The sequence below is a fragment of the Streptomyces canus genome, from assembly GCF_030815415.1.
GTDB lineage: Bacteria > Actinomycetota > Actinomycetes > Streptomycetales > Streptomycetaceae > Streptomyces > Streptomyces canus_F.
Window position 1 is genome coordinate 4,453,127 of sequence record NZ_JAUSWW010000001.1, and the last position, 24,115, is coordinate 4,477,241.

28 protein-coding genes and 1 pseudogene are annotated in these 24,115 nt (G+C 70.0%); 15 read left to right on the top strand and 14 right to left on the bottom strand.

What is annotated here, in order from left to right:
* The first annotated feature begins 74 nt into the window (after nucleotides 1–74).
* Nucleotides 75–407, top strand: a complete 333-nt coding sequence (locus QF037_RS20485) for a hypothetical protein (protein WP_307027291.1) — start codon at nucleotides 75–77, stop codon at nucleotides 405–407.
* A 48-nt stretch (nucleotides 408–455) separates the two neighbouring features.
* Here the strand turns inward: QF037_RS20485 and QF037_RS20490 are convergent, their stop codons facing one another.
* Nucleotides 456–2,249 carry a sigma factor gene (locus QF037_RS20490; RefSeq protein ID WP_307027293.1) on the bottom strand — a complete coding sequence of 598 codons (1,794 nt, stop codon included), beginning with the start codon at nucleotides 2,247–2,249 and terminating at the stop codon, nucleotides 456–458.
* A gap of 188 nt (nucleotides 2,250–2,437) precedes the next feature.
* Here QF037_RS20490 and QF037_RS20495 point away from each other — a divergent pair, with 188 nt between their 5' ends.
* On the top strand, nucleotides 2,438–2,851 hold the full coding sequence (locus tag QF037_RS20495; protein ID WP_307027295.1) for an SsgA family sporulation/cell division regulator: 414 nt from the start codon (nucleotides 2,438–2,440) through the stop codon (nucleotides 2,849–2,851).
* Between the two features lie 14 nt (nucleotides 2,852–2,865).
* On the top strand, nucleotides 2,866–3,330 hold the full coding sequence (locus QF037_RS20500) for a hypothetical protein (protein ID WP_307027297.1): 465 nt from the start codon (nucleotides 2,866–2,868) through the stop codon (nucleotides 3,328–3,330).
* 421 nt (nucleotides 3,331–3,751) lie between these two features.
* Here QF037_RS20500 and QF037_RS20505 read toward each other — a convergent pair whose 3' ends face one another.
* From QF037_RS20505 to QF037_RS20545, 9 genes are all read right to left on the bottom strand, one after another.
* Entirely contained in the window at nucleotides 3,752–4,228 is a 477-nt protein-coding gene (locus QF037_RS20505) for a TadE/TadG family type IV pilus assembly protein (protein ID WP_307027299.1), read from the bottom strand.
* A complete protein-coding gene (locus tag QF037_RS20510; RefSeq protein ID WP_307027301.1) occupies nucleotides 4,225–4,644 on the bottom strand; it encodes a TadE/TadG family type IV pilus assembly protein in 420 nt (139 codons plus the stop codon). The genes QF037_RS20505 and QF037_RS20510 overlap by 4 nt, the downstream gene beginning before the upstream one ends.
* Complete coding sequence (locus QF037_RS20515) at nucleotides 4,645–5,079, bottom strand: TadE family protein (protein WP_307027303.1); 435 nt, start codon at nucleotides 5,077–5,079, stop codon at nucleotides 4,645–4,647.
* Between the two features lie 41 nt (nucleotides 5,080–5,120).
* Nucleotides 5,121–5,372 carry a hypothetical protein gene (locus tag QF037_RS20520; protein WP_046263660.1) on the bottom strand — a complete coding sequence of 84 codons (252 nt, stop codon included), beginning with the start codon at nucleotides 5,370–5,372 and terminating at the stop codon, nucleotides 5,121–5,123.
* A 42-nt stretch (nucleotides 5,373–5,414) separates the two neighbouring features.
* Nucleotides 5,415–6,338 (bottom strand): type II secretion system F family protein, encoded by a 924-nt coding sequence (locus tag QF037_RS20525; RefSeq protein ID WP_307027305.1) that lies wholly within the window; start codon nucleotides 6,336–6,338, stop codon nucleotides 5,415–5,417.
* Nucleotides 6,335–7,285 (bottom strand): type II secretion system F family protein, encoded by a 951-nt coding sequence (locus QF037_RS20530; RefSeq protein ID WP_307037273.1) that lies wholly within the window; start codon nucleotides 7,283–7,285, stop codon nucleotides 6,335–6,337. The genes QF037_RS20525 and QF037_RS20530 overlap by 4 nt, the downstream gene beginning before the upstream one ends.
* Before the next feature lie 80 nt (nucleotides 7,286–7,365).
* Nucleotides 7,366–8,673: a CpaF family protein gene (locus QF037_RS20535; protein WP_307027307.1), complete on the bottom strand. Its 1,308-nt coding sequence runs from the start codon at nucleotides 8,671–8,673 to the stop codon at nucleotides 7,366–7,368.
* The gene (locus QF037_RS20540; RefSeq protein WP_307027309.1) at nucleotides 8,670–9,539 is read right to left on the bottom strand and encodes a hypothetical protein; all 870 of its coding nucleotides are present in this window, start codon (nucleotides 9,537–9,539) and stop codon (nucleotides 8,670–8,672) included. Before QF037_RS20540 ends, QF037_RS20535 begins: the two co-directional genes overlap by 4 nt.
* A gap of 17 nt (nucleotides 9,540–9,556) precedes the next feature.
* Nucleotides 9,557–10,276 carry a hypothetical protein gene (locus QF037_RS20545; protein WP_307027311.1) on the bottom strand — a complete coding sequence of 240 codons (720 nt, stop codon included), beginning with the start codon at nucleotides 10,274–10,276 and terminating at the stop codon, nucleotides 9,557–9,559.
* 410 nt (nucleotides 10,277–10,686) lie between these two features.
* Here QF037_RS20545 and QF037_RS20550 point away from each other — a divergent pair, with 410 nt between their 5' ends.
* From QF037_RS20550 to QF037_RS20575, 6 genes and pseudogenes are all read left to right on the top strand, one after another.
* Entirely contained in the window at nucleotides 10,687–11,547 is an 861-nt protein-coding gene (locus QF037_RS20550; protein WP_307027313.1) for a hypothetical protein, read from the top strand.
* Nucleotides 11,548–11,612: 65 nt separating this feature from the next.
* On the top strand, nucleotides 11,613–12,344 hold the full coding sequence (locus QF037_RS20555) for a hypothetical protein (protein WP_307027315.1): 732 nt from the start codon (nucleotides 11,613–11,615) through the stop codon (nucleotides 12,342–12,344).
* Nucleotides 12,345–12,419: 75 nt separating this feature from the next.
* Nucleotides 12,420–13,286 carry a hypothetical protein gene (locus tag QF037_RS20560; RefSeq protein WP_307027317.1) on the top strand — a complete coding sequence of 289 codons (867 nt, stop codon included), beginning with the start codon at nucleotides 12,420–12,422 and terminating at the stop codon, nucleotides 13,284–13,286.
* A gap of 33 nt (nucleotides 13,287–13,319) precedes the next feature.
* A pseudogene (locus QF037_RS20565) lies at nucleotides 13,320–13,550 on the top strand (SMI1/KNR4 family protein); the annotation flags it as partial.
* A 224-nt stretch (nucleotides 13,551–13,774) separates the two neighbouring features.
* The gene (locus QF037_RS20570) at nucleotides 13,775–14,461 is read left to right on the top strand and encodes a hypothetical protein (RefSeq protein WP_307027319.1); all 687 of its coding nucleotides are present in this window, start codon (nucleotides 13,775–13,777) and stop codon (nucleotides 14,459–14,461) included.
* Between the two features lie 26 nt (nucleotides 14,462–14,487).
* Nucleotides 14,488–16,593, top strand: a complete 2,106-nt coding sequence (locus QF037_RS20575; protein WP_307027320.1) for a hypothetical protein — start codon at nucleotides 14,488–14,490, stop codon at nucleotides 16,591–16,593.
* A 75-nt stretch (nucleotides 16,594–16,668) separates the two neighbouring features.
* Here QF037_RS20575 and QF037_RS20580 read toward each other — a convergent pair whose 3' ends face one another.
* Both QF037_RS20580 and QF037_RS20585 read right to left on the bottom strand, forming a co-directional pair.
* Nucleotides 16,669–16,890 (bottom strand): hypothetical protein, encoded by a 222-nt coding sequence (locus tag QF037_RS20580; RefSeq protein WP_307027322.1) that lies wholly within the window; start codon nucleotides 16,888–16,890, stop codon nucleotides 16,669–16,671.
* 204 nt (nucleotides 16,891–17,094) lie between these two features.
* The gene (locus QF037_RS20585; protein WP_307027325.1) at nucleotides 17,095–17,646 is read right to left on the bottom strand and encodes a hypothetical protein; all 552 of its coding nucleotides are present in this window, start codon (nucleotides 17,644–17,646) and stop codon (nucleotides 17,095–17,097) included.
* Nucleotides 17,647–17,956: 310 nt separating this feature from the next.
* On the opposite strand from QF037_RS20585, the gene QF037_RS20590 reads away from it, so the two are divergent.
* The 4 genes from QF037_RS20590 (at nucleotide 17,957) to QF037_RS20605 (ending at nucleotide 22,438) form a co-directional block, all read left to right on the top strand.
* Entirely contained in the window at nucleotides 17,957–20,347 is a 2,391-nt protein-coding gene (locus tag QF037_RS20590) for a lamin tail domain-containing protein (RefSeq protein ID WP_373463965.1), read from the top strand.
* Between the two features lie 224 nt (nucleotides 20,348–20,571).
* Nucleotides 20,572–20,862 carry a hypothetical protein gene (locus tag QF037_RS20595; RefSeq protein ID WP_307027327.1) on the top strand — a complete coding sequence of 97 codons (291 nt, stop codon included), beginning with the start codon at nucleotides 20,572–20,574 and terminating at the stop codon, nucleotides 20,860–20,862.
* A 102-nt stretch (nucleotides 20,863–20,964) separates the two neighbouring features.
* Nucleotides 20,965–21,414 (top strand): hypothetical protein, encoded by a 450-nt coding sequence (locus QF037_RS20600; protein WP_307027329.1) that lies wholly within the window; start codon nucleotides 20,965–20,967, stop codon nucleotides 21,412–21,414.
* A gap of 7 nt (nucleotides 21,415–21,421) precedes the next feature.
* Nucleotides 21,422–22,438 carry a hypothetical protein gene (locus QF037_RS20605; RefSeq protein ID WP_307027330.1) on the top strand — a complete coding sequence of 339 codons (1,017 nt, stop codon included), beginning with the start codon at nucleotides 21,422–21,424 and terminating at the stop codon, nucleotides 22,436–22,438.
* 47 nt (nucleotides 22,439–22,485) lie between these two features.
* On the opposite strand, the gene QF037_RS20610 is transcribed toward QF037_RS20605, so the two are convergent.
* Both QF037_RS20610 and QF037_RS20615 read right to left on the bottom strand, forming a co-directional pair.
* Nucleotides 22,486–23,013: a hypothetical protein gene (locus QF037_RS20610; RefSeq protein ID WP_307027332.1), complete on the bottom strand. Its 528-nt coding sequence runs from the start codon at nucleotides 23,011–23,013 to the stop codon at nucleotides 22,486–22,488.
* A complete protein-coding gene (locus QF037_RS20615; RefSeq protein ID WP_307027334.1) occupies nucleotides 23,013–23,306 on the bottom strand; it encodes a winged helix-turn-helix domain-containing protein in 294 nt (97 codons plus the stop codon). The genes QF037_RS20610 and QF037_RS20615 overlap by 1 nt, the downstream gene beginning before the upstream one ends.
* Nucleotides 23,307–23,471: 165 nt before the next feature.
* Here QF037_RS20615 and QF037_RS20620 point away from each other — a divergent pair, with 165 nt between their 5' ends.
* Both QF037_RS20620 and QF037_RS20625 read left to right on the top strand, forming a co-directional pair.
* Nucleotides 23,472–23,699 carry a hypothetical protein gene (locus QF037_RS20620; RefSeq protein WP_307027335.1) on the top strand — a complete coding sequence of 76 codons (228 nt, stop codon included), beginning with the start codon at nucleotides 23,472–23,474 and terminating at the stop codon, nucleotides 23,697–23,699.
* Nucleotides 23,696–24,037, top strand: a complete 342-nt coding sequence (locus tag QF037_RS20625; protein ID WP_307027337.1) for a hypothetical protein — start codon at nucleotides 23,696–23,698, stop codon at nucleotides 24,035–24,037. The genes QF037_RS20620 and QF037_RS20625 overlap by 4 nt, the downstream gene beginning before the upstream one ends.
* The last annotated feature ends 78 nt before the right edge of the window (nucleotides 24,038–24,115 follow it).

Sequence of the window (24,115 nt, forward strand, 5' to 3'; positions counted from 1 at the left end):
TTTGCTCGTTCGCTGACGCCGGAATCTTTCCGTTGTACCGTGCACGTCAGACTACGAGATCGGGGGAGTCCGGAATGGGCCAGGGCGGCAAGAGCGACCTCTCCATCCCGCTGAGCCAGCTGGAGGACTACGGCCGCCAGCTGCGGTCGATCAAGACCCGGCTCAACCACACCAAGAAGCTTTTCGAGCAGTACAGGGACGACATCGGCGACGGCAGCGTCAACGACTCCCTCGACGACTTCGAGTCCAACTGGGAGGACGGCCGCGAGGACATCACGCAGCAGCTCGACGCGCTCGCGAAGATGTCGGACGCCGTTGTCCGCGAGTTCAAGAAGCTCGACGACGAGCTCGCGAAGCAGGCCGACGAGGGGATGAAGACCGAGGAGAAGGACTCCAAGAGCAGCTAGGACCGTCACGGCCTGACAATCCGCAGGGCGGAGTCAGGCCGTGGGCGGCTAGCCGCCCGGCGTGGGGTCCGCACAGTCGTCCCCGGGGGCTACGGGGGCGGGACCCGGGTCGGTCGTAGTGGGCGGGTCTGCGGGGCTGGGAGCGGTCGGCGCCGGGTCCTCGGTCGGCGGGGTGGCCGGGCTCGGGTCCTGGACGGGCGGTGCGACCGGCGTTGGGTCCTCGACTGGCGGGGCGACCGGCGTGGGGTCTGGGTCGGCCGGTGCGGGGCGCGGGTCGGCCGGTGTCGGGCTCGGGTCCTCAACGGGCTGAGGATCCACCGGAGTCGAGGGGCCCGGGTCCGGCGTGGGGTCGGGTGTCGGTGCGCTCGGGGTCCCGGGTTCGGGGGTGCCCTCGACGGGAGGCGTCGGTGCCTCGGGGGAGTCGTGGCCGGGCTCCTCGGCGGGCGGGGCCGGTGGGGTGGGGGGCTGCTCGGTGGGCGGTATGGGTGTCTTCGGCGGGTCCTCGGCGGGAGGTTCCGGTGTCTTCGGAGGGTCCGCGACGGGGGGCTCCGGTGTCTTCGGAGGTTCCTCGACGGGAGGTTCCGGTGCCTTGGGGGAGTCATCGACAGGCGGTGCCGGGGCCTCCGGGTCCTCGCCCGCCCCTCCGGTCGTCGGCGGTGCCGGATCCGTGTCCCCCGGCGTCGCGTCCCCAGGCTCCTCCGGCGGCGCGGTCCGGGTGGGCGACGGTGTGGCGGCCACCGGCCCCTCCTCCGCCTCCGTCACACCGGTTGCGCCCCCGCTCGCGCCCTCGACCCGAACCCGCACACTGGGCTGAACGTCGGCCGCCCCCTCTGCCTTACCGCCGCCCTCCACCCCGTCACCTGTCGCCGGCGCCTCCGCCACCGGAACCTCGGCCACCGGCCCCTCGGCAACCGGCTGCCGCTGAGCCGGAATCGAACCGAACTCGACGGGCCCGAGGGCGAGGAACACCGCGGCAGCCCCCACCACCACGGCCCCCGCGGCGGCAGCGGCCTTGGACACCCCGACCGAGCCGTGCCGCACTCCGTCCAGCAGCCCGCCACCGGACCCGCCGAAGGCGGTCGCCGTACCCGCGAACCCCAGCAGGAACTTGCCGGTCCCGCCCACCGCGAACACCAGCAGCGCGGGCCCGACCAGGGCCGGCAGCCGGTTGTTGGCGCTCATCAGCGCCGCCAGCCGCGCCCGGCAGTCGTCGCACGCGTCCACATGCCCGAGCAGCCGCTCGGACTGCCGGGCGGTGGCTGAACCCCGTACATAGGCGGGCATTCGAGCCCAGTGCACCTGGCACGCGGGGTCGTCGGGCGCACCGGTCTGCGTCCGCAGAAACGCCAGCCGCATCCCTTCCCGTGCCCGGTGCAGCAGTACGGCGGTGGCGCCCTCCTTGGTCCCGAGCTGCGGCCCGATCGCCGCGAGCGGCTGCCCCTCCGCCTCGGCCAACCACAGTGCCTTGACCCACCGTTCGGGCAACTGCCCCAGCACCCGCACCACCATGTCGACGGAGGACACGTGCTCGGCCGGATCGTCCCCGTGCCGCCCGGCCTCGGCCTGCTCGCCGGCCTGCGGATCCAGCGGGGTCTCCCGTACGGCACTCCCCGCGGCGCTCGCCAAGTGCCGCAGGGTCGTCATCAGATACGCCGGCACGTTGTCGATCCTGTGCCCCGCGGCCAGCCGCCGCCACACCCGGAAGTGCGCCTCGGCGACGAGGTCTTCGGCGGTGTGGGCGTTCCGGGTGAGCGAGCGGGCATACGCGACGAGACGCGGCTGCTGCTCCTCGTAGATCCGGGCGTAGTCGGCGGTGGAAACGGCGGTGGAAACGTCGGACATGGCGAAACGCTCCAGGGGCCTGCTCTGAGCGGGGAAGGATTTGCAAGGCTAGATGGCAAAACATTCAAACAAAGTTTCAGCCATCACAGAAAGTGACGCACGTCACTCCCGTAACGACGTAATCAGAGACCCCTCCAGTCGCTCGTACACACGTATCGGCCCAACCAGCCCCACATCGGAGCCCGTCCATGTACTTCGCCCTGGAACAGCCCACCGGCGCGCGTCTGCTCACCGAGGACGACGAGGAGCTGGCGGTCCCCGTGACCCTCCGTTACGCCTCGGACGACCCCCTGGCCGTCCACTTCGTCTTCCCGCCCTGGATCTCCCTCGACGGCGAGGAGGTCACCTGGACCTTCGCCCGCGGCCTGTTGGAAGAGGGCCTCGGCTGCCCGGCCGGAGTCGGCAACGTCCACGTCCGCCCGTGCGGCCCGTCCCGCACCGCCATCGAGTTCCGGTCCCTGGAGGGCGTCGCGCTGGTCGTCTTCGAGACGCCGGCGCTGCATCGGTTCCTGCTCCGCTCGTACGCCGTGATGGAACCGGGCGGCGAGCCCCTGGAACCGGCCCTTGACCGTGGGTTGGCGTCTTTGCTGGGCGGGGTGTGAGCTAGGTTCACGGGATGGTCGACTGGAAGACCGGCGAGGGGGTGTCGGGCATCGCCGACCCCGCCGAGGTGGACGCCGCGTTCGAGCGCGGTGAGTGGCCGCTCGGTACGGCCGTGATCGCGCTGGCCTTCAACTGCTCGCTGGAGGAGGCGTCGCCGCGGATCGTCAGGGCGACGCGGTTGCCCGACCGCGATCAGCGGTGGTTCGCGTTCACGGCGGTGGCTGTGGCGGCGCGGCTCAACGGGGCGCTGACGCCGGAGCTGTACGCCGTGCTGCGGGCCGCGGGTCTGCAAGGGACCGCCGAGGACGCCATCAGGGACACGCTGACGTTCGTGCCGTACCGGGATCTGCCGCCGTGGCTCAAACGGATGCGGGTACGGCTGCGAGTACAGGACAAGTTGGAGGCGTGGTGGCTGAGCGCCACTTACGCGACCGAGGGCTTGTGGCAGGCCGTAGGCGGACGTCGATCCGGTAAGTAGCTCTTCATGTGATCGGCGAGAAGCGAACGGGCTCCTTGCGGAAGCGTCGAGGGGGCGCCGCCGACGTATTCGAGGAGACGTTTCGAAGGGTGGGAGTCCACGAACTCCTGCTCGACGTCTTCCAGCTCACTCGCAGGCGCGTAACGATCGGCCACCCCGAGTGCCGCCAGGACTTCCGGAAGCCTGTACCCACATCACTTCCGAGATCCACGGGAAGTCGATATGGAATGACCGCAGCCGGAGATCGAAGCGAGGGTCGGCAGGTCGTCCTTCCTCAAGCGGAACCAGGGACCCGTTCGCTTCACGACCATCCACCGATCGGAGACGCCGCTTTGGAGGATGACGTACTCGGGTCCGGAGAAGATCTGGGCGTGTCCGGCGTGATCACGAGCCTGTCGGTTGGCGAGGCGGGTCGACGGCGTCAGCCGACCTCGTTCTCCGCCACCGCCTGCCCATGGACGACCACGTCGCCGCTGTAGAACATGCCGACGAACACCGGCGAGTACGTCAACTGCACCTCGACCTGGACCTGGTCGACGTCCGCCGCCACGCAGTGGGTGGCGGCGATGTCCGCGCCGGACATGTCCATCTCGCGGGCGAAGGCCTTGACGCGGGCGTCGCAGTTCTCGTAGTTGATCGGTGCTTCGCCGCCCTCGTTCTCGTAGAGGGCGTCGGTGTCGATGTCCTGGGCGGCGTAGCGGGCCGCCTGTTCGGCGATGTCCGCCGCGCGCTCCCGTTTGGAGATGGAGAGGCCGCCGTCGATCACGAAGGCGGAGAGGGAGATGAAGACGAGGGCGAAGATGATGACCGCGCCGGCGCCTGAGCCGCGGTCGTCGAGGTGGGCGCGGCGGGAGTCCAGCCATGTGCGGACAGCGGCAGGAACGCTCAAGTTCCTCATCCCGCCTTCCTCTTGAACGGGTCGAGCGGGGCCGTGAAGGAACCCGACATCGTGGTCTTGATGTCCAGGCCGACGATGGCCAGACCCTTCACCCGGCAGCTGACCTCGACCGTGAAGAGCTCGGCGTCCTCGAAGCCGGCGCTGGTCTTGTCCACCGTCACCGGGCCGACGCAGACGTCCGTCAGGTCGGCCTCGGCCGCCTTCCGCGCCTCCGCCATGGCGTTGCCGACGTCCCACTGGAGGGAGCCGGCACGGGCCGCGTCGCGGGCGGCGCCGTCGATGGCGCCGCGCCCCTCCACCATCTGCCCGAAAGCGACCAGGACGAGGATGAAGAGGATCATCACCGGGGCCAGGATCACGACCTCGATGGCGGACAGGCCCCGGTCGTCGGCCAGGCGGCGCTTGAGAGAGGACATCTAGTTGCCGTCCTCCGTCACGAACCGCTCCACCGGACCGACCGACTGTGCGTGCACGGTGAGATCCAGGCCGGGGAAGACCGACGGGACCCGTGCCGTGATCTCCACACCCACCGTGTTCTGCTCCGGCTGCACCATCTCCACGTCCGGTGACAGCACCAGGCTCGGGCCCAGTTGGCTGATGTAGTCGTCCACCACGTCCCGCGCCTTGCCCCGCCACGCACCCGGCTCGTCGTGCGCCGTGGCACGCGCCTTGCGGGCACCGGCCTGAGCGGCCGCCTGAGCCACGTGGTCGGCGAAGAAGTACAGCGCGAACTGCACGGTGGCGAAGATCATGAAGAACAGGACGGGGGTGAGCAGCACGAACTCGATCGCGGTCATGCCGGAGTCGCCGCGTGACGCGGCTTCCCGCCGACGGCGTACCCATGCCCGCATGCGCTGCACCAGACCCCCGTACCTTCTTCGATTCCGCTGCTTCAGCAGGTGCCGCTCTGGTTGGCGCCGTTGATGCAGTTCTCGACCTTCTCGGCGCCGCCTTCCAGGGCCCGGTTGATGATCGCGGCGACCACGCCGACGATCGCCACGACGACCGCGGAGATGATGACCCACTCGACGGCGGAGGCACCGCGGTCGAGTTCGCCGGAGCGGGCACGCTGCACGCGGCCCTGGAGGAAGGTGACGAGGAAGTCCACCGCCGGGATCCCCGTGCTGAAGTTCCGCTCGTTCATGGTCAGTTGTCCTTTCAGAGGCTTTCGAGGGTTGAGGCGGCGTCAGACTTGGAAGACCCGCATGGCGGCCGGGTAGATCAGGAACACCAGGAAGCCGGCGCACAGCAGCAGCTGGGCGACGAGCATCGACTGTGACTTCTCGCCCGCGCTGCCCTCGATCTCGGCCATCTCGCGGTGTCGCATGGTCTCGGCGCGGGAGGCGAGCGACTCACGGACCTTCGCGCCGTCGTCCGCGACCAGGGCGAGGGAGGCCGAGAGGTCCTTCAGCTCCTCCACGCCCAGTTCCTCACCGAGCTGGCCCAGCGCCTGCCACTGGCTGGTGCCGGTGATACGGGCGTCGGCGAGGGCGTTGCGGATGCGCTGGGTGGCCCAGCCGTCCGACACCTCGGCCGCCGCCATCAGCGCCTCCGGCAGACCGCGGCCGCCGGCGAGGCTCATCGACACCAGGTCCAGATAGGCGCCGATCACGCGCCGCAGGTCGCGCCGCTTGTCGGCGGCGTCCCGGCGCACCTCGAGGTCGGGGAGGAAGAAGAAGACGGCCGCGAACAGCAGCGCCAGCCAGACCGGGATGATCGGGCTGTCGGCGATGGCCAGCGTCCACACGATCGCGAACATGAGCGGGCCGAAGAACAGCCCCGCCGTGGCCAGCAGCACCTTCGTCGCCAGGAACTTCTCCCAGCTGCGGTCCAGGACCGCGAGGTCCGCCCGCAGCGAGCGCTGCTCCCAGCCCTGCTGGAGATAGAACTCGGCGACGCGCTGGCCGACTTCGGCCCGCACCGAGCCGAGACGGCCCGAATCGGAGGCGCCGCGCGCGGACTCGTACGCCGTGCCCCGGGCCCGCATCGCGTCGATCCGCGCGACCTGCGAGACCGCGCTGCGCTTCGACGGCATGAGGGCGCGGACCAGGACGTAGATGCCGAGGCCGATGACCGCGCCGACGACGACCGGCATGGTGACGTCACTCATCGGCGTACCCCCTCTTCCTGCGACGGCTGGACCGGCTGCTGCGCGGACGGCGTGCGCGGGCGGACGAACTGGACCGAAGCGTCGTCCTTGACCAGGAAGCGTTCGGGCGTCTCGATCGTCGACAGCTTGCGCAGCCACCAGAAGCCGAGGGCGAACAGCCCGCAGACGATGGCGAGGACGACCTGGCCGATCGCGGTGCCGTACGGCTCCACGAACTCCCGGTTGAACACGGACAGTCCGAGGACGAAGGCGACCGACACCGCGACGACGATCTGCACCGAGCGCCGGGTGGAGGCCCGTTGGGCCATCACGCGGTTGCGCATGTCGACCTCTTCGCGCGCCGACTTGGCGAGCGCGCCGAGCACCTGGCGCAGACCGGGGCCGCGGAGGCGGGCGTTGAGGATGAGGGCCGCGACGATGATGTCGGCGGAGGCGTCGTCGATCTCGTCGGCGAGGTGCTGGAGCGCGTCGGGCAGCGGCGTGCGGGCACGCAGTCGGTCGACGAGCGCGTCCAGGTGCGGGCGCAGCACGGGCGCCGAGGCGCGTGCGGACGCCGGGATGGCCTGCTCCAGGCCGACCGCGCCGGCGATGGTGTCGCGCAGCGACTCCGTCCAGCCGGCCAGCGCCTCCACGCGTTTCATCGCGGCGCGCTCCTCGCCGGCACCGCCGAACAGGCGGTCCCAGAAGAAGACGAGCACACCGGCCGCGATACCGGCCACCGCCCACTGGGTGAGCAGCAGGACGACGATGCCGACGATGGCGGCGAGCGAGCCGCGCTGCCCGGCGAACCGGATCAGCTCGCTCGCCCGCTCGGCGGCCTTCTGCTTCTCGTGGTCCGGCTTGGCCGGAAGCCCTCGTACGGCGATGGCGAACAGCGCGATGCCACCGCCGACGGCGACACCGGACGCGATCGAGAACAGGACCTCGGTGGAGAACAGCCCGCCCATGGAACCGAGCGAGTCGAGTGCGGCAAGAGTCTGCGTCCGGGCCGTCATGGCCTGAGCCGCCATGGTCTGAGTCGTCATGGTCACCCCCACGCTCCGGTGGGCCGGTAGCCCTGTGCGATCAGGTCTTCCACGCACGCGATGGGCGCGTGCGGCACGACCCGGCCGTCGTGCGCCTCGGCGAACACCTCGCTGGACAGCACCCGGCCGTCCACGCCGTTGACCTCGCGGATGGAGGTGACCGAGCGCTGGAGGCGGCCGCCCGACTGGAAGTTGTTGCGCCGCTGGATGAAGACGACGAAGTTCACGGCGCCCGCGATCAGCATCTGGCTGGCCTCGATGGGCAGCCGCTCGGAGGCCTGCAACGCGTACGTGGAAATACGGTTGAAGACCTCGCTGGAGCTGTTGGCGTGGATCGTGGACAGCGAGCCGTCGTTGCCCTGCGACATCGCGTTGAGCATGGTCACGATCTCGTCGCCGAGGACCTCACCGACGATGACGCGGGAGGGGTTCATACGCAGGGAACGGCGGACGAGTTCCGCCATCGAGATCATGCCCTGGCCCTCGGAGTTGGGCAGGCGTTCCTCGAAGGCGACGACGTTGGGGTGGAGGTCGGCGAAGGTGTCGAGCCCGAGCTCCAGGGCGCGTTCGACGGTGATCAGTCGTTCGTGCGGCGGGATCTCGTTGGCGAGGGCCCTCAGCAGGGTGGTCTTTCCGGCGTTGGTCGCGCCCGCGATCATGATGTTCTTGCGGGCCCGCACCGCGCAGGCGAGGAAGTGCGCGACCTCCGGGCTCAGCGTGCCGTTGCCGACGAGGTCGGAGATGAAGACCTTGCCCATACGGGCGCGACGGATGGAGAGCGCCGGGCGCCGGGTGACGTCCATGACGGCCGACAGACGCGAACCGTCCGGGAGCCGCAGGTCGAGCTGGGGGTTGGCGGAGTCGAAGGGGCGGGACGACAGACCCGAGTACGCGCCGAGCACCTGGATGAGCTCGATGAGTTCCTCGTCGGACTCGGCGACGGGGTCGCCGGTGACCTCACGGCCGTCGGAGTAGCCGACGAAGACCTGGTCGTAGCCGTTGATGTCGATGTTCTCGACGTCCGGGTTGTCGAGGAGCGGCTGGAGCCGTCCGACGCCGAAGAGCGCGGCGTGCACCGCGGCGGCGTACTGCTCCTCGGTCTCCGCGTCGAGAGGGGTGCGCCCGGCGTTGATCTCGGTGCGGGCGTGGTCCTCCAGGATCTGGGCTATGACCGCACGGGCGTAGTGCCGCTCGTCCTCGGGGGACATCGGGGTGACGCCGGACACCTGGTCCTGGCGCCGCTGCTCCGAGATCCGGTCGCCGGCCTCCTGACGGAACCGCTTGACCAGTTGATGGTCGACAGCGGTCATCGGCCGGCTCCGGCATGGCCGTTCATCTCGCCGTGCATCTGACCGTGCTGGGCCTGCGTGGGTACGGTCCAGGCGGCGCCGTACTGCTGGTAGAGGTCCGCGGTGACCTTGCGGGCCGAGCGGATGAGCAGCGACTTGTCGAGCCGCCCGCGCTTACGGCCGGCCAACTGGTCGGCGCCGGTGGGGTCGTCGGCGATGGTGCCGACGACGCGGGCGCCGGTCTGGGCGTGCACGAGCATGTCGTTGACCTGGCCCGCGATCTTCGCCGCGCTGTTGGTGTCGGCGATCAGCACGACCCCGATCATCGGCGTGCCCAGGCTCGCGGCACCGCGCGCGCCGCCGTGCAGCTTGTTGCCGAGGGCGGCGGCACGGTCGCGCACGCGGGCGATGGCCTCCGGCTCGGTACGGCTGATCAGCAGTACGAGGGCGGCGTGCGGGAACAGGTCCGCCGCGGGGGTCTCCCCGGCGATCCGGCCGCAGTCGGCGATGACGTCGGCGGCGGCGTGCGGGGACTCGGCGAGCGAGGCGAAGGAGTGCCCGAGGGTCGGCCACAGTCCGGCGAGACCGGCGGCCTGCTCGGCGTTCCCGAGTCCGACGAGCACTTCGAGCCCGCCGCTCAACGGCTGTACGTGGTCCCAGAGTTGGTCGGGGACGAGTCCGCGGCGGGCGGTGGCGGCGATGGACAGCATGCCGGTGTTCGGGTTGAGCGGCCCGCCGTGCGCGGCGGCACTGCGGTAGACGAGGTCGCCGCCCGCCGGGTCGGTCTCGGCGAGCAGCACCCGCCGCGGCCAGACCGCCGCGAGGGCGACGGCCGCGGTGGTGACGCCGGGGGAGCCCTTGTCGGCGGCGAGAGCGATGAGCGCCATGGGTCGGGAGCCGCCTTCTAGTTGCTGCTGGGGACGAGGACGAGGACGACTTCGTTGTTGGCGGCGGCCTGGGCGAGGGCACCGGCGTCGTCGTTGTCGACGGCCAGGGTGTACGACGAGTTCGTACTGCCGACGAGTTCGTCACCGCTCGCGGCCGGAACGGTGCTCACCACGGCGTTGTCGACGATCAGCGAGTTGCCGCCGGTCGCGGACGCGGAGCTGTTGCCGCCGGAGCCGGATCCGCCCTCGGTGACGCGGTAGGCGGCGACGGTGTCCCCGACCTTGATGTCAGCCGGGAACTGGCCTGCCTTGAGGGAGACGCCGACGAGGGTCTTGCCCTGGGTGGCGCCGACCTTGTCACCGAACATCTCCCCGACGGCGACGGCGCCCGCCGGGATGGTGCTGACGGCCTTCAGCTTCTTCAGGTCATCCAGCAGTGACCACTTGACGTAGTGGATGCTGCTGTCCTCGGCGACCATGACGGAGGTCACGTTGCTGTCGGTGACCGATCCGCCCGCCGGGATCTCCTTCGTCACCTTGACCACCTCGATCCGGTCACCGGCCTGGAGCACGAGCATCGTCGCCCCCAGCGCACCGACCAGGATCAGCAGCACCGCCAGCGCCGCCAGCGCCGGTTTGCGCTCGCGAGGCGGCGTGGGAAGCCGGTCGCCGACCGACGGCTGAGCAGGAGCGGCGGAACGACCCTGACCCGCCCCCGTACGCTCTTGGATCTTCACGCAACCGCTCCCCGTACACCCAAGAAAATTGTCTGCCAAATTCTCTGCAAATTAGGACACTTCACCCGCCGCTGCTCGATCTGCGCGGATAGCGATCGCTGGGGTGAGTGTCAAGCCATGGCACCGTATCAGCCGCACATAAGCCCCTCAAGGCGCGTTCGGAGTCACGCTTCTCACCCTGCTCCTCGTTATTCATCTGCAACTTCGGGCGCGCGTTGCCCAGTTGTGCGGGAGCCGGAGAAGGGCCGCGAGCTGTGCGGGAGTGAATCGATTACAGCCACCTCATCCCGCACGCGCGGAGGTTTTCGTCACGGTCCGCCCATGAGGCCTGCACGATTCGCTCACGAGGCCGGAAAACCGGCGTGCCATGATCTTTGCTCGATTCACGGACACGGGGCGGGATGACGGCGATGGCGAGCATGGAAGCGGTCCTTCTTCCGATCGGAGGGGCGGCGCTGGCGTCGGACCCCCGGGTGGCGGAGGCGGTGCGCGCGATCGGGGCGCGGACCGGCGTGGACTACACGGACGACCGGCAGGTGACGGCGTTGCTCGCGGAGCGGCGCCGGGCGGCGACGGCGGCACAGCACAGGCCGTTGGCGTGGGCGGGCGGTATCGCCCTGCTGGCGTGCGTGGTGTGGCCGTTCGTGGCGGTGTCGGCGCCCTCGCTCGGTCCGAAGGCCGCACTGGCGGCGGGCCCCCTCCTGATCCTGGCCGTGGCCGCGCTCACCCGCGTCCGCGCGAACTGGAAGCGTGAACTGCTGCACCCCGCCCTCGCCGGTTACCGCGAGGTCCTGGGCGTGGCCCGGGCCCACGGGATGCCGCCGGCGCATGTGCCGGCGTGGCTGGAGGGCAAGGCGGAGGGCGGGAGCGGGAAGGGGGCGACGCCGATTCCGTCGTACCCGGACGCCGGTGCCCCTTCCCCGCAGGGTGCCAGCGGAGGCGCGGTGCCTCCGAAACCGGCCGCGGTCACCGAGTACGAACGCCTCGCGTCCTCCGGTGGCTGGCACGACGAGACGGGCTGGCTGCTGCTCTTCGCGGGCGCGGGTGGTGCGGCCTGGGCCTGGTCACAGACCGAGCCGATCGGTTACGCCGCCCTCGTGCTGATCCCCGTGGCGATCGGCATCTGGCTCGCGGGCAGCCACCACGGCAGCGAGGAGACACGGCTGCGCGCGGAGGCGGTGCAGTACGTCCGGTCGGTCATCGCGGCGCAGGCGGCCGGGGCGCGGGTGCCCGAACTGTCACCGGCCCTCCGGAAGTTGCTGAACGACTAGCACGACAGCGCGCCTTCCCCCACCCCCACCGAAGACCAAGCACCCCCCACCAAGGAGCCCCCACCATGAAGCGAGCCGCACTCGCCCTGCCCCTGCTGACCGTCCTGTCCCTCACCACGCTGACGGCGTGCGGCGACGGTGAAGGCGACGGGGGCTCGGACGCGAAGACCACCGCCGGGCCGAAGACGACGGCCTCGCAGGCGAAGCCCGCGGTGGACCCGGTGAAGGAGCTGACGAAGCTGTTCGTCACGAAGGCGGAGGCCCCCGACTACACCGTCGACGAACCCGCCAAGGGCGACGCCATGGCCGAGACCCAGGAGGACATGAGCGTCGACAAGGCGTCCTGCGCGCCGCTGGCGTACGCGACCAACTACCTTCCCCTCGGCGACCCCGAGGCCTCGGTCGTCCACGTCGCCAACGACGGAACCTTCGCGTACAACTACATCACCCTCGCCACCTACACCGAGGGCAAGGCCGAAGCCGCGATGAAGGGCCTGGCCGAGGCGGTCTCCTCGTGCACAGCGGGCTACACCGCCAAGTCCGACAAGGCGAGCACCCCCTACACCTCGGTGAAGAAGGAGACGCCGTTCCCGGACGCAGCCGCCGACGAGTCGATCGCCACCGCGTCCACCGTCAGCTACAAGGGCACACAGACCATGCGCACCCAGACCTTCCGCTTCGGCGACACGATCGTCAACTACTTCTCGATCGACACCAGCGGCTTCATGCAGGGCCGGTCCGGCTCCGCCAAGGTCCCCACCGACCTGGTCAAGGCCCAGAACAAGAAGCTGAGCTGATCACACTTCACCCCACCGGGTGATCCAACGCCCTACGCGGGATCACGGTGGCCGCGTCCCCCTACCGTCCACCACATGGTCAGCTCATCCCACGAGGCGATGCACCGCATCTTCCAGGAGGACCCGGGCGTCTTCGCCCGGACCTTCCGGCGTCTCGATCTCCCCTTCCCCGACCCCGTCGCCGTGTCCCTGATGCCCACGGACCTCACCGAGATCCAGCCCACGGAACGGCGCGTGGACACCCTCCTGAGGATCGACACCGCGTCTGGCGAGAGTCATCTCCTGATCGTCGAGGCGCAGGGGAAGAAGGATCCCCGAAAGCCCGGCAGCTGGGCCTATTACGTCGCGCACCTGCGCGAGAAGTACGGCATTCCGCCCGTCCTCCTCGTGACGTGCCAGGACAGGAGCATGGCCGAGTGGGCCGCGAAACCCTACGCCATCGGCCCGTCGTACTGGCCCACACTCACCCTCCGCCCTCTGGTTCTGGGCCCGCACAACGTCCCCGCCATCACGGACCCCTCAGCCGCCGCCCGGGACATCCCGCTCGCGACACTCAGCGCCATCACGCACGCCAAGGACCCGAACGTCCCTGCCATACTGAAAGCCCTGGCTGTCGCCCTGAAGACCATCGACGAGGAGACCGCGAGGATCTTCGCCGAGCTCACCGAACTCGGCCTCGGCAAAGCCCTGGCCGCCGAGACCTGGAGGCATCTGATGGCAGTCGACCTCTCCTTCTTCCGCTCCGAGACCTCCCAGCGTCTGCGCGCAGAGAGCCGCGCCGAGGACATCCTCCTGATCCTCACCGAACGCGGCCTCGACATCCCTGACACCGCGCGCGAGCGGATCACGACCTGCACGGATCTGGACACCCTCCGCACCTGGCTCACCCGCGCGGTGACGGCCGACGCCGCCGAGGACCTGTTCGCGGATGCCGGGGACTGATACCGGCCTGGTCCCTCGAATCGAGCCGTACGACGCGTTGTGGTGGCAGGCTGTCTCTCCGACTTCCTCTGGGTCCTGGCGAACGGCACAGGCCCCATGGAGGCCGTCGAGTACGACGAGCACCCCTCCCGCCCGAACGCGCTGCTGACCGCGCTCGCCGAGGCCCACGCCACCACCCCCCGCCGCCCCGCGCGCACGATCATCGCCGAGGCCAGGGCGGAGTTCCCGACGTTCAGCGAGGACATCGAGGAGCTGCGCCGCTGAGGCACTCCGTGCGCGTCCCGGAATCACAGGGACGCCACGGCATCACCACGCTCCGGCAAACACCCGTCCATGCCCGGCCCAAGTCCCGCCCGCCCCTCCCCCACCCCGCTCATCAGCGCGATTCCCCTGCTTAGGATCACGGTCACGAACCCGAGCACACCCGCCCAACCCGAGCCCTGCACCGCACCGCACCGCGCCGCACCGGGGTCATGCGAGGAGTCCCGATGGCAGCCCCCTCCCGCGCCGCGCACCGCTGGCAGCCGGCCCCCGGCGAGCACGAACTCGCCCGCGCCCCCGTCTCCTTCGCCACCGGCGCCGCCGACCGGGTGGCAGGGCGACGTTGGTTCCGCGACGCCGAGCGCCGGGACATCCAGACGGAGTTGCCCGGCTGGCCGGCAGGGCCCGCGTACCGGCTCCGTTCAAGGGTGATCATCGCGCTGGGCGCGACCGCACAGGTCGTCTTCGCGCTCGCGCTCATCGCCCTCGCCGCGGTGCTCGGCGGCACCGGAGTCGGCCCCAGCGCCTCCGAGTCCCTCGGCGAACCGGACGAGCCCGAGAACGAGACCCAGGACTTCCCCGTCCTGTGGGCCGCCCCCGGCACCCTCGCCCGCACCCTCCCCTGGCAGCTCGACCCCGCCCGCCGCCCGGACACGGACGTCACCCACGCCGTACTGACCGACCGCCGCCTCCTCGTCCTGGGCGCCCTCGACGATCCGACGGACCCTTGGGAAGAGGTGCTGTGGGAAACCGAGTTGAGCGGCATCGCCACCGTGGACCGTAGAAGGTTCAGCACCGCGCGACGCGACTTCCGGATCGTGTTCACGGACGGCTCCTGGTGCCGGCTCACCTCCCCAGACGGAGAACGGCTGCTCACTCACCTCTCGCCGCCGCAGGACGTCGTTTCGCACTAGCGAAGTCCCCCAGTAGAGTGCCGCGCGTGGCAGCAGGCGGGGAACGGGGGCGCACGGCAATGAGGGCGGCTGCGAAGACGAACGGCACGATCAGAGCCCGGCTTCTCACCCTCCTCACTCTCCTCGCCTTGCTCATCACGGCATTCGGCACCGCCGCCCAGGCCGCCCCGTCCGTCACCTCCACGGACACCCAGGCCGCCTATCTCGCCGCCCAGCTCCGCACCGACCCGGTCTACGTCACCGACCAACTCCCCCGCGAGATACCGCAGTCCACCGCCCCTGACTTCGCGAAAGTCGCCCAGCGCACCGGCGTACCGACCTACGTCCTCGTTCTCCCGGCCCAGGCCACCACCGGCGTGGGACTGCTCGACGCGGTGCACGACCGCCTCGGCAAGGACGGCCTGTACGTACTGATCGACGAGTCGACGGTTACGGAGGCCAAGGCGTACGGGGTGAAGGCCCCGGCGGCGGACGCGGCGACCGTCGCCTTCTACGAACTCCCCTACGACGCGGGCCCGTTGCGCAGCTTCGAACGCTTCACCGACGCCATCGCGCAGGGCGCCGAGAAGGCCGCGGCCCGCGCCGAGTCGGCACGTGAGAAGTACAACGCGGGCGACGAACCGGCCGACCTGTACATCGGCCCGTCCGACCGCGAGAACCAGTCGACCCTCACGGGGATGGCGATCACGGGCGTACCCCTGCTGATGCTCCTGCTGGTTCCTTATGTACGGCGATGGTGGCGCCGCCGCCCCGGAGCGGCCCCCCGCAAGCAGGACAAGCAGGCGAAGGGGAAGTCGAAGTCCTCCGGACGCTGGATCCTCGCCGTACTCGCCCTGGCCACCGCCCTAGCGATCACCCTCACCGCCCCCCTCGTCTTCGACCAGACCAGGTCCAGCGCCTCACCCCCGCCCCGGGCGATCGACCTCAACGCCCGCCTCGACCGGGTCGCGAAGGGCCTGGCCGAGGACCCGGTGTACGCGGACCCGGAGAGCCCCCGGGTACTGGACACGGCACAGCTGGCCCAACTTCACGGCCGCATCGAGAAGTTCAGCTCCTCCAAGGGCGGCGGCCCGGTCTTCGTCGTGCTGGTCCCGCAGATCTACGAGGACGAGTCCCAGGGCGACGAGGAGGCGTTCACGGCGGCGGTCCGCGACAAGCTCGGCGGCAAGGACGGTGTCTTCATCGTCGCCGGCCCGTTGGACGGCTACATCAACGTCTTCAACTACGGTCTGGCACTGGACACTTACAGCGCCTTCTTCGACCTCCCGGAGTCCATCTCGTACGGGGACTCGAAGGCGGACGAGGCCGACGACCACCTCCTGGGCGAACGTCTCGACGACCTGATGGTCATCCTCGACAAGACCGCCCGCACCGACGAGCCGACCACCCCCGGCGACCCGTACCCGGCCACCGACCCGATCGCCGAGGACGAGCTGCGCCCGCTCTACTACGGCGAGTTCTGGTCGGGCCTGTTCCTGGGCGTCCTCGCCGCGCTCCTGTTCTTCGGCCTCGCGGCGGCCGTCCTGGGCATCGTCCGCGTGCTGCTGCGGCGCCGCAATCCGGAGCCGCTCCCGACCGCGATGCTGCCCCAGGTCTCCCCGGCGGCGCCGTCGTTGTCGTATCTGCGCGAGACGGCGACGACCGAGATCCGCGCCATGACCACCGCCTTCGGTACCGGCGAGACCGCGGACGCCCGGTCCCTCGACCGCTACGAGGCGACGATGGTGCTGGTCGATGAAGCCTCCGCAGCGGGCGGCTCGGGCGAGGACCTCGACGTCCTTCGGCCCGCCGCCCTCGTCGTGATCATCGTCCTCGCCCGGGCCACCCGCGCCGCCCTCGCGGACGAAGACACCACCCGCTGCTGCGGCGTGAACCCCCTGCACGGCCCGGCGAAGTCCAGCCGCCACGTACGGGTGTCGACGGAGGGCAACCGTCGCAGGATGCTCCCGCTCTGCGACCGTTGCCTCAACGACACGGCCCCGAACGACTATCCCGCCCTGCTCCTGACCCTGCCGGCCCCGGACGACGACTCGCAACGCACCCCGTACTACGAGGACGACCTGCTGTCCGCAGCCCCCGAGGGCTACACCAAGCTCGGCCGCAAGGTGCGGGAGTCGGCACTCGCCCACTGACACGAGACGTGCCGCTCTCCCGGCGTGCTGCCAGACGTACCGCGCTGCCGGCGGCAAGGCTGACGAGGGGGCACTTCACTCGCACCAGCGGCTGTCCTCCCGATCCGCGGTGATCTCGACCTGGAGGGTCCCCTCGTCCGGCCCCCAGACCGTCAGATACCCGGTCGTATCGCCGACCGATTTCGCGAAGCAGTCCCCGGCCACGGCCCGCCAGCCCTGCGCGGACGCCCCCGGAGGCTCGGCGAGGATCTCGCCGTCGGGGCCGGCCAGCAGGGGGAACCTGACCCCTGAAGGCAAAGGCCGGCGCAGCCGCCTTTGCCTTCAGGGGCGCGGGGAACTGCGCGACAAGCCACGACGAACCCGCACCCGCCGCACAACGGCCCCCACCACCCCCTGGGCGCCCGGCACCAACACCAGCCGTACCCCACTGTGCATACGCATGGCGGGGGACGTTAGCGCACGCCGGACGCCCGCGCGGCATCCACCCACGGCCCGCTACCGCTACCGCGCCGCCCGACTCTCCCCCTTGCCCTTCTTGCGCAGCGCGCGCCGCCGCCCCCGCCGCTCCGCCTCCCCGGCCTCGACCAGGGCCCGACGCCGGCGGTCACAGAGCAGACCGAGGAGCCCCGCGGTGACGGCGTAGGCGAGGAAGGCGGTGCCGGTCCCCGGGAGGTATTCGCACGTGTACGAGCGGCAGTTCCTGCTGGGCAGCCCGCTGAACAGCAACAGGGCCGGCCCGAGCGCCGCGGCCCAGCAGACGGCACTCCCGAAGGCCCGGGCGAGCCGCAACGGCTGCCCTTCGCCCGCCTTCTTCGCGGCCCCGGCCCCGAAGACCAGGGCCCCTCCGATCCAGCCGAGCACGCTCACGATCCCCAACGCACCCCCGGCCACCCACGCCCCGCCGGGTACGTCCACCAGCACCGGGACCGCCTCCCGTGCGAGCCCCCGCCCGACTCCGAGAACAAGCAGGAGTACGGCCAGGAGGGCAACCAGAAAGAGGACACCCCCGGCGATCCCGAACCCGTCCCGCACCCGAAACCGACTGCCTGCCATCTCAGCCCCGTACTCCCGATCCCGCCGGCTGCGCCGCACCCACCTGTTCCCAGGATTTAACCTCCGCCCTCTTGGCGCCCCCACTTCTACGCGCGTAACTTGAGCCGACTCCCCACGGTCCCCCCACGCCCCCCCGCCACAAGTACCGCCGACCGAAGGCGCGTTGTCGCACCCGCCGTCCGACGCCCGATCCGAGGAGACCGCCAGCGTGTCCAGCCCCGAAGGAAGACCCCACGAGGAAAGCAGCTCTCGCGGGGGAAGCAGCCCGCACGCGGAACGAGGCCCCCGCGCCCGCCGCGCCGCCTACCCGCTGATAGCCGTGGGGGCGGTGGGCGCGCTCGCCCTGACCGCCCTCCCCGCCTGGACCGCCGTCGCCGCCCCGTCGGCCACCGCGGTGATCTCGGAGGTGTACGGCGGCGGAGGCAACTCGGGAGCCACCCTGACCCGGGACTTCGTCGAGCTCGCCAACGCGGGCTCCGAGGTCTTCGACCTGTCGGCCTACAGCGTGCAGTACCTGCCGGGCGCCGCCTCCGCGAGCTCGCAGTGGCAGGTCACCGCCCTCAGCGGTTCGCTCGCCGCCGGTGGCCACTACCTGGTCGGCGAAGGCACCGGCAGCGGCGGTACGACGGCCCTGCCCACCCCCGATGCCACCGGCTCCGTCGCGATGAGCGCCACCACCGGCACCATCGCCCTCGTCTCCGGCACCACCGCGCTGACCTGCAAGACCGCCGCGGACTGCACGGCCGACAGCCGGGTCCTCGACGTCGTGGGCTACGGCACCGCGGTCGTCCGCGAGGGCGGCGGCCCCGCGACCGGCGCCTCCAACACCGCCTCGGTCGCCCGCGCCGACTCCCTGGCCGACACGGACGACAACGCCACGGATCTCACCGCCGGGACGCCGACTCCGGTCAACTCGGCGGGTCAGAGCCCGGATTCGGGCGGCGGCGAAGGCGGTGGCGGTGGCGGTACGACGGACCCGGGCACCGTCCGCGTCCACGACATCCAGGGCACCACGCGCCTCTCGCCGTACGCCGGCAAGGCGGTCACCCGTGTCCCCGGCATCGTGACCGGCGTCCGCACGAGCGGATCGAAGGGCTACTGGATCCAGGACCCGCAGGCGGACACCGACGCCCGTACCAGCGAGGGCGTCTTCGTCTACACGGGCTCGACCACCCCGACGGTCGCGGTCGGCGACTCGGTGCTGGTCACCGGCCGGGTCACCGAGTACCACCCGAGCAGCACCAGCCAGTCGGTCACGGAGATCACCGGCCCGACGGCGACGGTCGTCTCGTCCGGCAACGCCCTCCCGGAGCCGGTGAAGCTGGACGGGACGACGGTCCCGGACGCGTACACGCCCGACGCGGACGGAGGCAGCATCGAAGCGCCGGCTCTCGAACCGGGCGCGTACGCCCTGGACTTCTACGAGTCCCTGGAGGGCATGCGTACGACGTTCACGGACGCGCGCGTGGTCGGCGCGACGGACGCGTACGACGAACTGTGGGTGACGGTCAAGCCCGACGAGCACCCGACGAAGCGCGGCGGCACCCTCTACACCGCCTACGACGAACCCAACTCGGGCCGGGTGAAGGTGGCGTCGCTGGACACGACGGGCCCGGTGGCGAACGTCGGCGACGAGCTGTCCGGCACGACGACCGGCCCGCTCGACTACTCGACGTACGGCGGCTACATCCTCCAGGCCACGCAGCTCGGAACGCTGGTCTCCGAGGGGCTGAAGCAGGAGGTGACCCGCCGCCAGAAGGGCGACGAACTGGCGGTGGCGACGTACAACGTGGAGAACCTGGACGCGTTGGACCCCCAGGAGAAGTTCGACCGCCTGGCGGCAGGCGTCGCGGTGAACCTCAACTCCCCCGACATCGTGGCCCTGGAGGAGATCCAGGACGACAACGGCGCGACGAACGACGGCACGTTGACGTCCGAGGCGACGCTGACGACGTTCACCACCGCGATCCGCGCGGCCGGCGGCCCCCGATACTCCTGGCGTTACATCGCCCCCGAGAACAACCAGGACGGCGGCGAGCCCGGCGGCAACATCCGCCAGGTGTTCCTCTTCAACCCCAAGCGGGTCTCCTTCACGGACCGCGCGGGCGGCGACGCGACGACGGCGACGAGCGTGGTGAAGACGAGAAAGGGCGCTCACCTGACGTACTCCCCGGGCCGTATCAACCCGACGAGCGACGCCTGGGACAGCAGCCGCAAGCCTCTGGTGGGCGAGTTCGTCTTCCACGGCGAACCGGTCTTCGTCATCGCCAACCACTTCACCTCCAAGGGCGGCGACCAGCCCCTCCACGGCCGCTACCAGCAGCCCGCCCGCAGCTCGGAAACCCAGCGCGCGGCACAGGCGGCGGAGGTGAACACCTTCGTCAAGTCCCTGCTGGCGGCCGACAAGGACGCCAAGGCGGTGGTCCTGGGCGACCTGAACGACTTCGAGTTCTCCCGGACGGTGACGACGCTGACGTCCGGGGGCGTCCTCCGTCCCCTGATCACAACCCTCCCGCCCGCGGAGCGCTACACCTACGTCTACGACGGCAACTCCCAGACCCTGGACCACACACTGACGACCCCCGCGGTCACCCACTTCGACTACGACGTGGTCCACATCAACGCGGAGTTCGCGGACCAGGCGAGCGATCACGACCCGCAGATCGTGCGGATCGATGTGAGCCGGTGCCGGGGGCATTGACGGGCTGAGGTGACCGGCTGAGGTGACCTACCGAGGTGACCGGCTGAGGGTTCGGGCCGCCGCCCCGTGCCTGGATGGGCTGATGTCCGTTCGGGGGCGGGGCGGTTGGCGTGGACCGCCGCCCGCCGCCTTCAGCTGCTCGGCCGCATCTTTTGGGATTCCAGGTACCGAACGTGAAAACATATGGCGGCATCAGTGACGCTTCGTAGCGGAGGCTTACAGGCATGGATGATCGCAACCCAGGGAAGCTGCAGATCTACGCAGTGGAAGAGGCGGACTCCATGTCGGCCACCTGCATTGTCCGCTGCATAGGTGGAGTAGTGCGACCCGGTCAACTATTTGATGCCGATTCTCTTTCTGATAATCCAGACGAGCGCTCCCATATTACGCTTGATTGGATTGACCAATACAGACGCAGGGTGGACTTCATCGACCCGCCCCATAGCGCAAAGGTCCACTTCTCTGGAGGCGGGGTGTCTCTTCTGGAGAAAGGCGTGATGATCGTTTCTGTTTAACATTCTGGGGTGCGAGTCGGCAATGGGCGAAAAGTCGTGAGAAACAACATCAGAATGTCCGGGCTCCTCGGGGCGGTAAAGCCCCACGCCCGCGAGGAGGACGTGCCGCACCAGTTTCGCGCCGTCGCCCATGCGGGCTGGACCGTGGACGACGGCGCACAACTTCTGACTGCCTTGAAGTCCGGCTACTCCGGGGCCGGTCGCACGGAGTTCGAGGATGTCGTCCACTACGAGGCGACGGTGAACGGCCGCGGCATGATGGACTACGACCTCCCGGACTCCGGCTCCGAGCGGCTCGGAACACTGCTGCGTCGTTCCCTCGGCTATGCCTGCACCGCCCTGCTGGCCGTGCCGCCGAGCAGTCAGTGGCCGGTACTCGCCTACATCTCCCTGTCCGAGGGAGGCTCGAACGACGACCTCCTCACCGCACATGTCACCTTCTGCTCCCGCCGCCCCGATGTGCCGCCCTACGTGGATGACGTGGAGTCGTACGTGCACGAGGCGCTGATGGAGATCTCCCAGGAGGATGCGGCGGCCCTGCTCAGGAAGTGACACCACCTTGACCCGCACCACCTCGCCCAGGCCGATCGACGTCGAAGCCCAGTTCCCCGAGTTGTCCGGTCACCGCAGCACGTGCACTCGGCTGCACCCGCGCCCCGGAACGCCGGGACCGTTCGAGAGCTCGGTCGGGGGGCCGTTCCTGTGGCCGACGGACGAGCCTTGGCCGATGTGCCGAACAGCACACAAGCGAGACTCGGGTCGACGCGTAGCCGACATCCATCGCTGGCGCCGAATTCTCGACGAAGCATGGAGCGGCGCTCCCGACGTCGGCCCCTCGGCCGAGGAGCGGGAGCTACTGGCGTCTCTCGAGACCGAGTACACGGTGCCCGGCCTCGGAGGGACCGACCCCGTTCCCCTTCTGGCTGTAGCCCAACTCTTCGCCAAAGACATTCCCGACCTCATCGTTCCCGATGGGCGGGACCTTCTTCAGGTCTTGTGGTGCCCGTTCAGCGCCCATGGCCAACAAGCCACTCCCGGCCTCACCCTTTTGTGGCGCACGGCATCCGGGTGCACTCCTCTGCTGCACCCGCCGCTCCCACAAGTGGTTGGCGATGCCGCTTATGTGCCCGAACCGTGCACCCTTGACCCGGAGCAGGTGTTGGAGCACGCATTCAGCGAGCTTCTGCCCGAAGACCTGCGGGTGCGTATCGAGGAATGGGAAGAGGAAGCCGAGGAACAGACCGACGAAGAGTCCGCGGACAAGGGGCACTTCCTCACCTACGACGGAGACCATTCCATCGCGCCGGGCTGGAAAGTGGGAGGCTACGCAACCTGGGGTGTGACCGGCCCACATCCGACGATCTGCTCGTGCGGGACACCCATGGCACTTCTACTGACCATCGGCTCCACCGAGTGGAGTGGTACGAACAGTTGGGTCCCGCTGGAGGATCGGAAACTCATCGGCGCGCATGGAGCGAACACCCCCACACAAGTGACGGTGGGCAGGGGCGGATCACTGAACATCTTCAGCTGCCCTGCGAATCCCATGCATGAGCACAAGGTCAGCCTCCAGTAACACTGACGCGCCGTGGCGTGCCCCGCCCCCGAGGGGGCCGCGCCGAGTCAGTTCCGCGCCGGCAACACACCGGCCGGGATTTCCGCGTCCTTCGCCTTGTCCCCCACCACGAGTTGGTCGGCGTAACCGGCCTCGGTCCACACCAGCTTCTTGAACTGCTCCGGGGTGAGCAGCCCCTGCCACGGGGTGCCGCCCGGGCAGAACACGGAGGTGCAGCCGTAGCAGTAGTGAGCGGGCCGCCACAGCCGCTCCGCGCGCGGAATCCCGGCCTCGGCAGCGGCCTTCTCCCGCCGGTCGTCGCGAACGACCACGAAGGTCCCGAGGAAACAGACGAGAGCGAGCAGCGCACCGCCGCCCATGTACAGGGGCTTGTCCTGCTGAACGCCCGTGTACGCGAGGGCGATACCGATCCCGGTCAGCACCATGCCCTCCAGAAAGTGCAGCCATCCGTCACCGGTCTTGTCCGGCCCTGGCGCCAGCCGACCGAACAGATCGTCGCGCATCGCGCCCTTACCGCTGCGGGCCTGCGAAACCGTCGCCACCTCGGTGCTGCCGCACCCCGGGCACATGACCATCACTGACCACCTTCGTTGTCTGCGGAGCTGTCCGGCTCGGCGGGGTACGCGACGAACGTGCCCTTGGCGGGGAGGGTGACTACGAGGCCGCGTTCGCGGAGTTCACGGATGGCGCGGCGGGCGGTCAGGTAGGCGACGCCGTACTCGGAGCCGAGATCCCGCTCGCCGGGCAGCCGCGCCCCCGGCCGCAGCTCTCCGGACGCGATGCGGGCAGCGATGTGGTCAGCCACCTGCATATAGACGTACGCGATCTTGTTGGGGTCGATCGGTGAATCGCCTCTGTCTGCTGCCATAACCACCACCGTAAAACAGCCCTGAGCTGCAGTGATGGACGCATTGCTGCGCACTGCTATGCACTGACATGCGCAGCAATGTAGGCTGATCGACGGAAAATGAAGACCCCGGCGACGGGTGGAGCCGTCCCGGGGCATGGCCCACGCTGAAGAAGGAGCGTCGACATGCTGGACCTTACCGTCCGGGCCCTCGCCTGGATCCTGACCCTGTTCACCCCAGACCCCCGGGGCCGCCACCGCCTCGGCGCCCTACCACCCCTCCGCTACATCCCCACCCCACCAGCCCCCCGCCTCCAACGCGCACGCCGCCGCGCCGCCTACCTGGCCACCCTCGGCATCGACGTAGGCCCGACCCATATCCACGGCGTACGACTCCCGGCGGCCACCCGATGACCCGCCCGGCGCTCCGCATGTGCGCCCGCTGCGAACGCACCACGGGGGAACCGGTCCTGGTCCACGAGGTCCACGCCCCGACGGGCCCCGGCTTCAACGTCTACGCCTGCCCGGAATGCGCCGTGCACTACCCGCCCCAGACGGACGTACTCGATCTCATCGACAGCACGCGCCGCCGCTCCCGCCTCACCCTGCGCGTCTACAAACTCGACGCCGAAGGAACGGTGACCGAGGACCGGGGCAAGCTCGAGATCCTGGCCGGCGGACGGGCAGAACCACTGCCACGCACCTCGGCGTATCCCCCGTGCGCATGCCCGAGATGCAGAACCCAGCGATAGCAAAGCGAAACGCATCGCCACCCCGGCACCCTCGGACGCCCCTCCCACAACGCGTCCGAGGGCGTCGCCCGTTCGGGC

Coding starts and splice junctions, on each gene's coding strand:
- QF037_RS20540 (WP_307027309.1), bottom strand. CDS start 9,539: ATGGCGCTCATCGCTCTCGCCGCCGACAAGGGCTCCCCCGGCGTCACC.
- QF037_RS20560 (WP_307027317.1), top strand. CDS start 12,420: ATGGTCAGCTCATCCCACGAGGCGATGCACCGCATCTTCCAGGAGGAC.
- QF037_RS20570 (WP_307027319.1), top strand. CDS start 13,775: ATGGCAGCCCCCTCCCGCGCCGCGCACCGCTGGCAGCCGGCCCCCGGC.
- QF037_RS20530 (WP_307037273.1), bottom strand. CDS start 7,285: ATGGGCGGGCTGTTCTCCACCGAGGTCCTGTTCTCGATCGCGTCCGGT.
- QF037_RS20485 (WP_307027291.1), top strand. CDS start 75: ATGGGCCAGGGCGGCAAGAGCGACCTCTCCATCCCGCTGAGCCAGCTG.
- QF037_RS20535 (WP_307027307.1), bottom strand. CDS start 8,673: ATGACCGCTGTCGACCATCAACTGGTCAAGCGGTTCCGTCAGGAGGCC.
- QF037_RS20585 (WP_307027325.1), bottom strand. CDS start 17,646: ATGGCAGGCAGTCGGTTTCGGGTGCGGGACGGGTTCGGGATCGCCGGG.
- QF037_RS20495 (WP_307027295.1), top strand. CDS start 2,438: ATGTACTTCGCCCTGGAACAGCCCACCGGCGCGCGTCTGCTCACCGAG.
- QF037_RS20520 (WP_046263660.1), bottom strand. CDS start 5,372: ATGAACGAGCGGAACTTCAGCACGGGGATCCCGGCGGTGGACTTCCTC.
- QF037_RS20615 (WP_307027334.1), bottom strand. CDS start 23,306: ATGGCAGCAGACAGAGGCGATTCACCGATCGACCCCAACAAGATCGCG.
- QF037_RS20505 (WP_307027299.1), bottom strand. CDS start 4,228: ATGAGGAACTTGAGCGTTCCTGCCGCTGTCCGCACATGGCTGGACTCC.
- QF037_RS20515 (WP_307027303.1), bottom strand. CDS start 5,079: ATGCGGGCATGGGTACGCCGTCGGCGGGAAGCCGCGTCACGCGGCGAC.
- QF037_RS20610 (WP_307027332.1), bottom strand. CDS start 23,013: ATGGTCATGTGCCCGGGGTGCGGCAGCACCGAGGTGGCGACGGTTTCG.
- QF037_RS20490 (WP_307027293.1), bottom strand. CDS start 2,249: ATGTCCGACGTTTCCACCGCCGTTTCCACCGCCGACTACGCCCGGATC.
- QF037_RS20525 (WP_307027305.1), bottom strand. CDS start 6,338: ATGAGTGACGTCACCATGCCGGTCGTCGTCGGCGCGGTCATCGGCCTC.
- QF037_RS20555 (WP_307027315.1), top strand. CDS start 11,613: ATGAAGCGAGCCGCACTCGCCCTGCCCCTGCTGACCGTCCTGTCCCTC.
- QF037_RS20510 (WP_307027301.1), bottom strand. CDS start 4,644: ATGTCCTCTCTCAAGCGCCGCCTGGCCGACGACCGGGGCCTGTCCGCC.
- QF037_RS20595 (WP_307027327.1), top strand. CDS start 20,572: ATGGATGATCGCAACCCAGGGAAGCTGCAGATCTACGCAGTGGAAGAG.
- QF037_RS20550 (WP_307027313.1), top strand. CDS start 10,687: ATGGCGAGCATGGAAGCGGTCCTTCTTCCGATCGGAGGGGCGGCGCTG.
- QF037_RS20620 (WP_307027335.1), top strand. CDS start 23,472: ATGCTGGACCTTACCGTCCGGGCCCTCGCCTGGATCCTGACCCTGTTC.
- QF037_RS20500 (WP_307027297.1), top strand. CDS start 2,866: ATGGTCGACTGGAAGACCGGCGAGGGGGTGTCGGGCATCGCCGACCCC.
- QF037_RS20625 (WP_307027337.1), top strand. CDS start 23,696: ATGACCCGCCCGGCGCTCCGCATGTGCGCCCGCTGCGAACGCACCACG.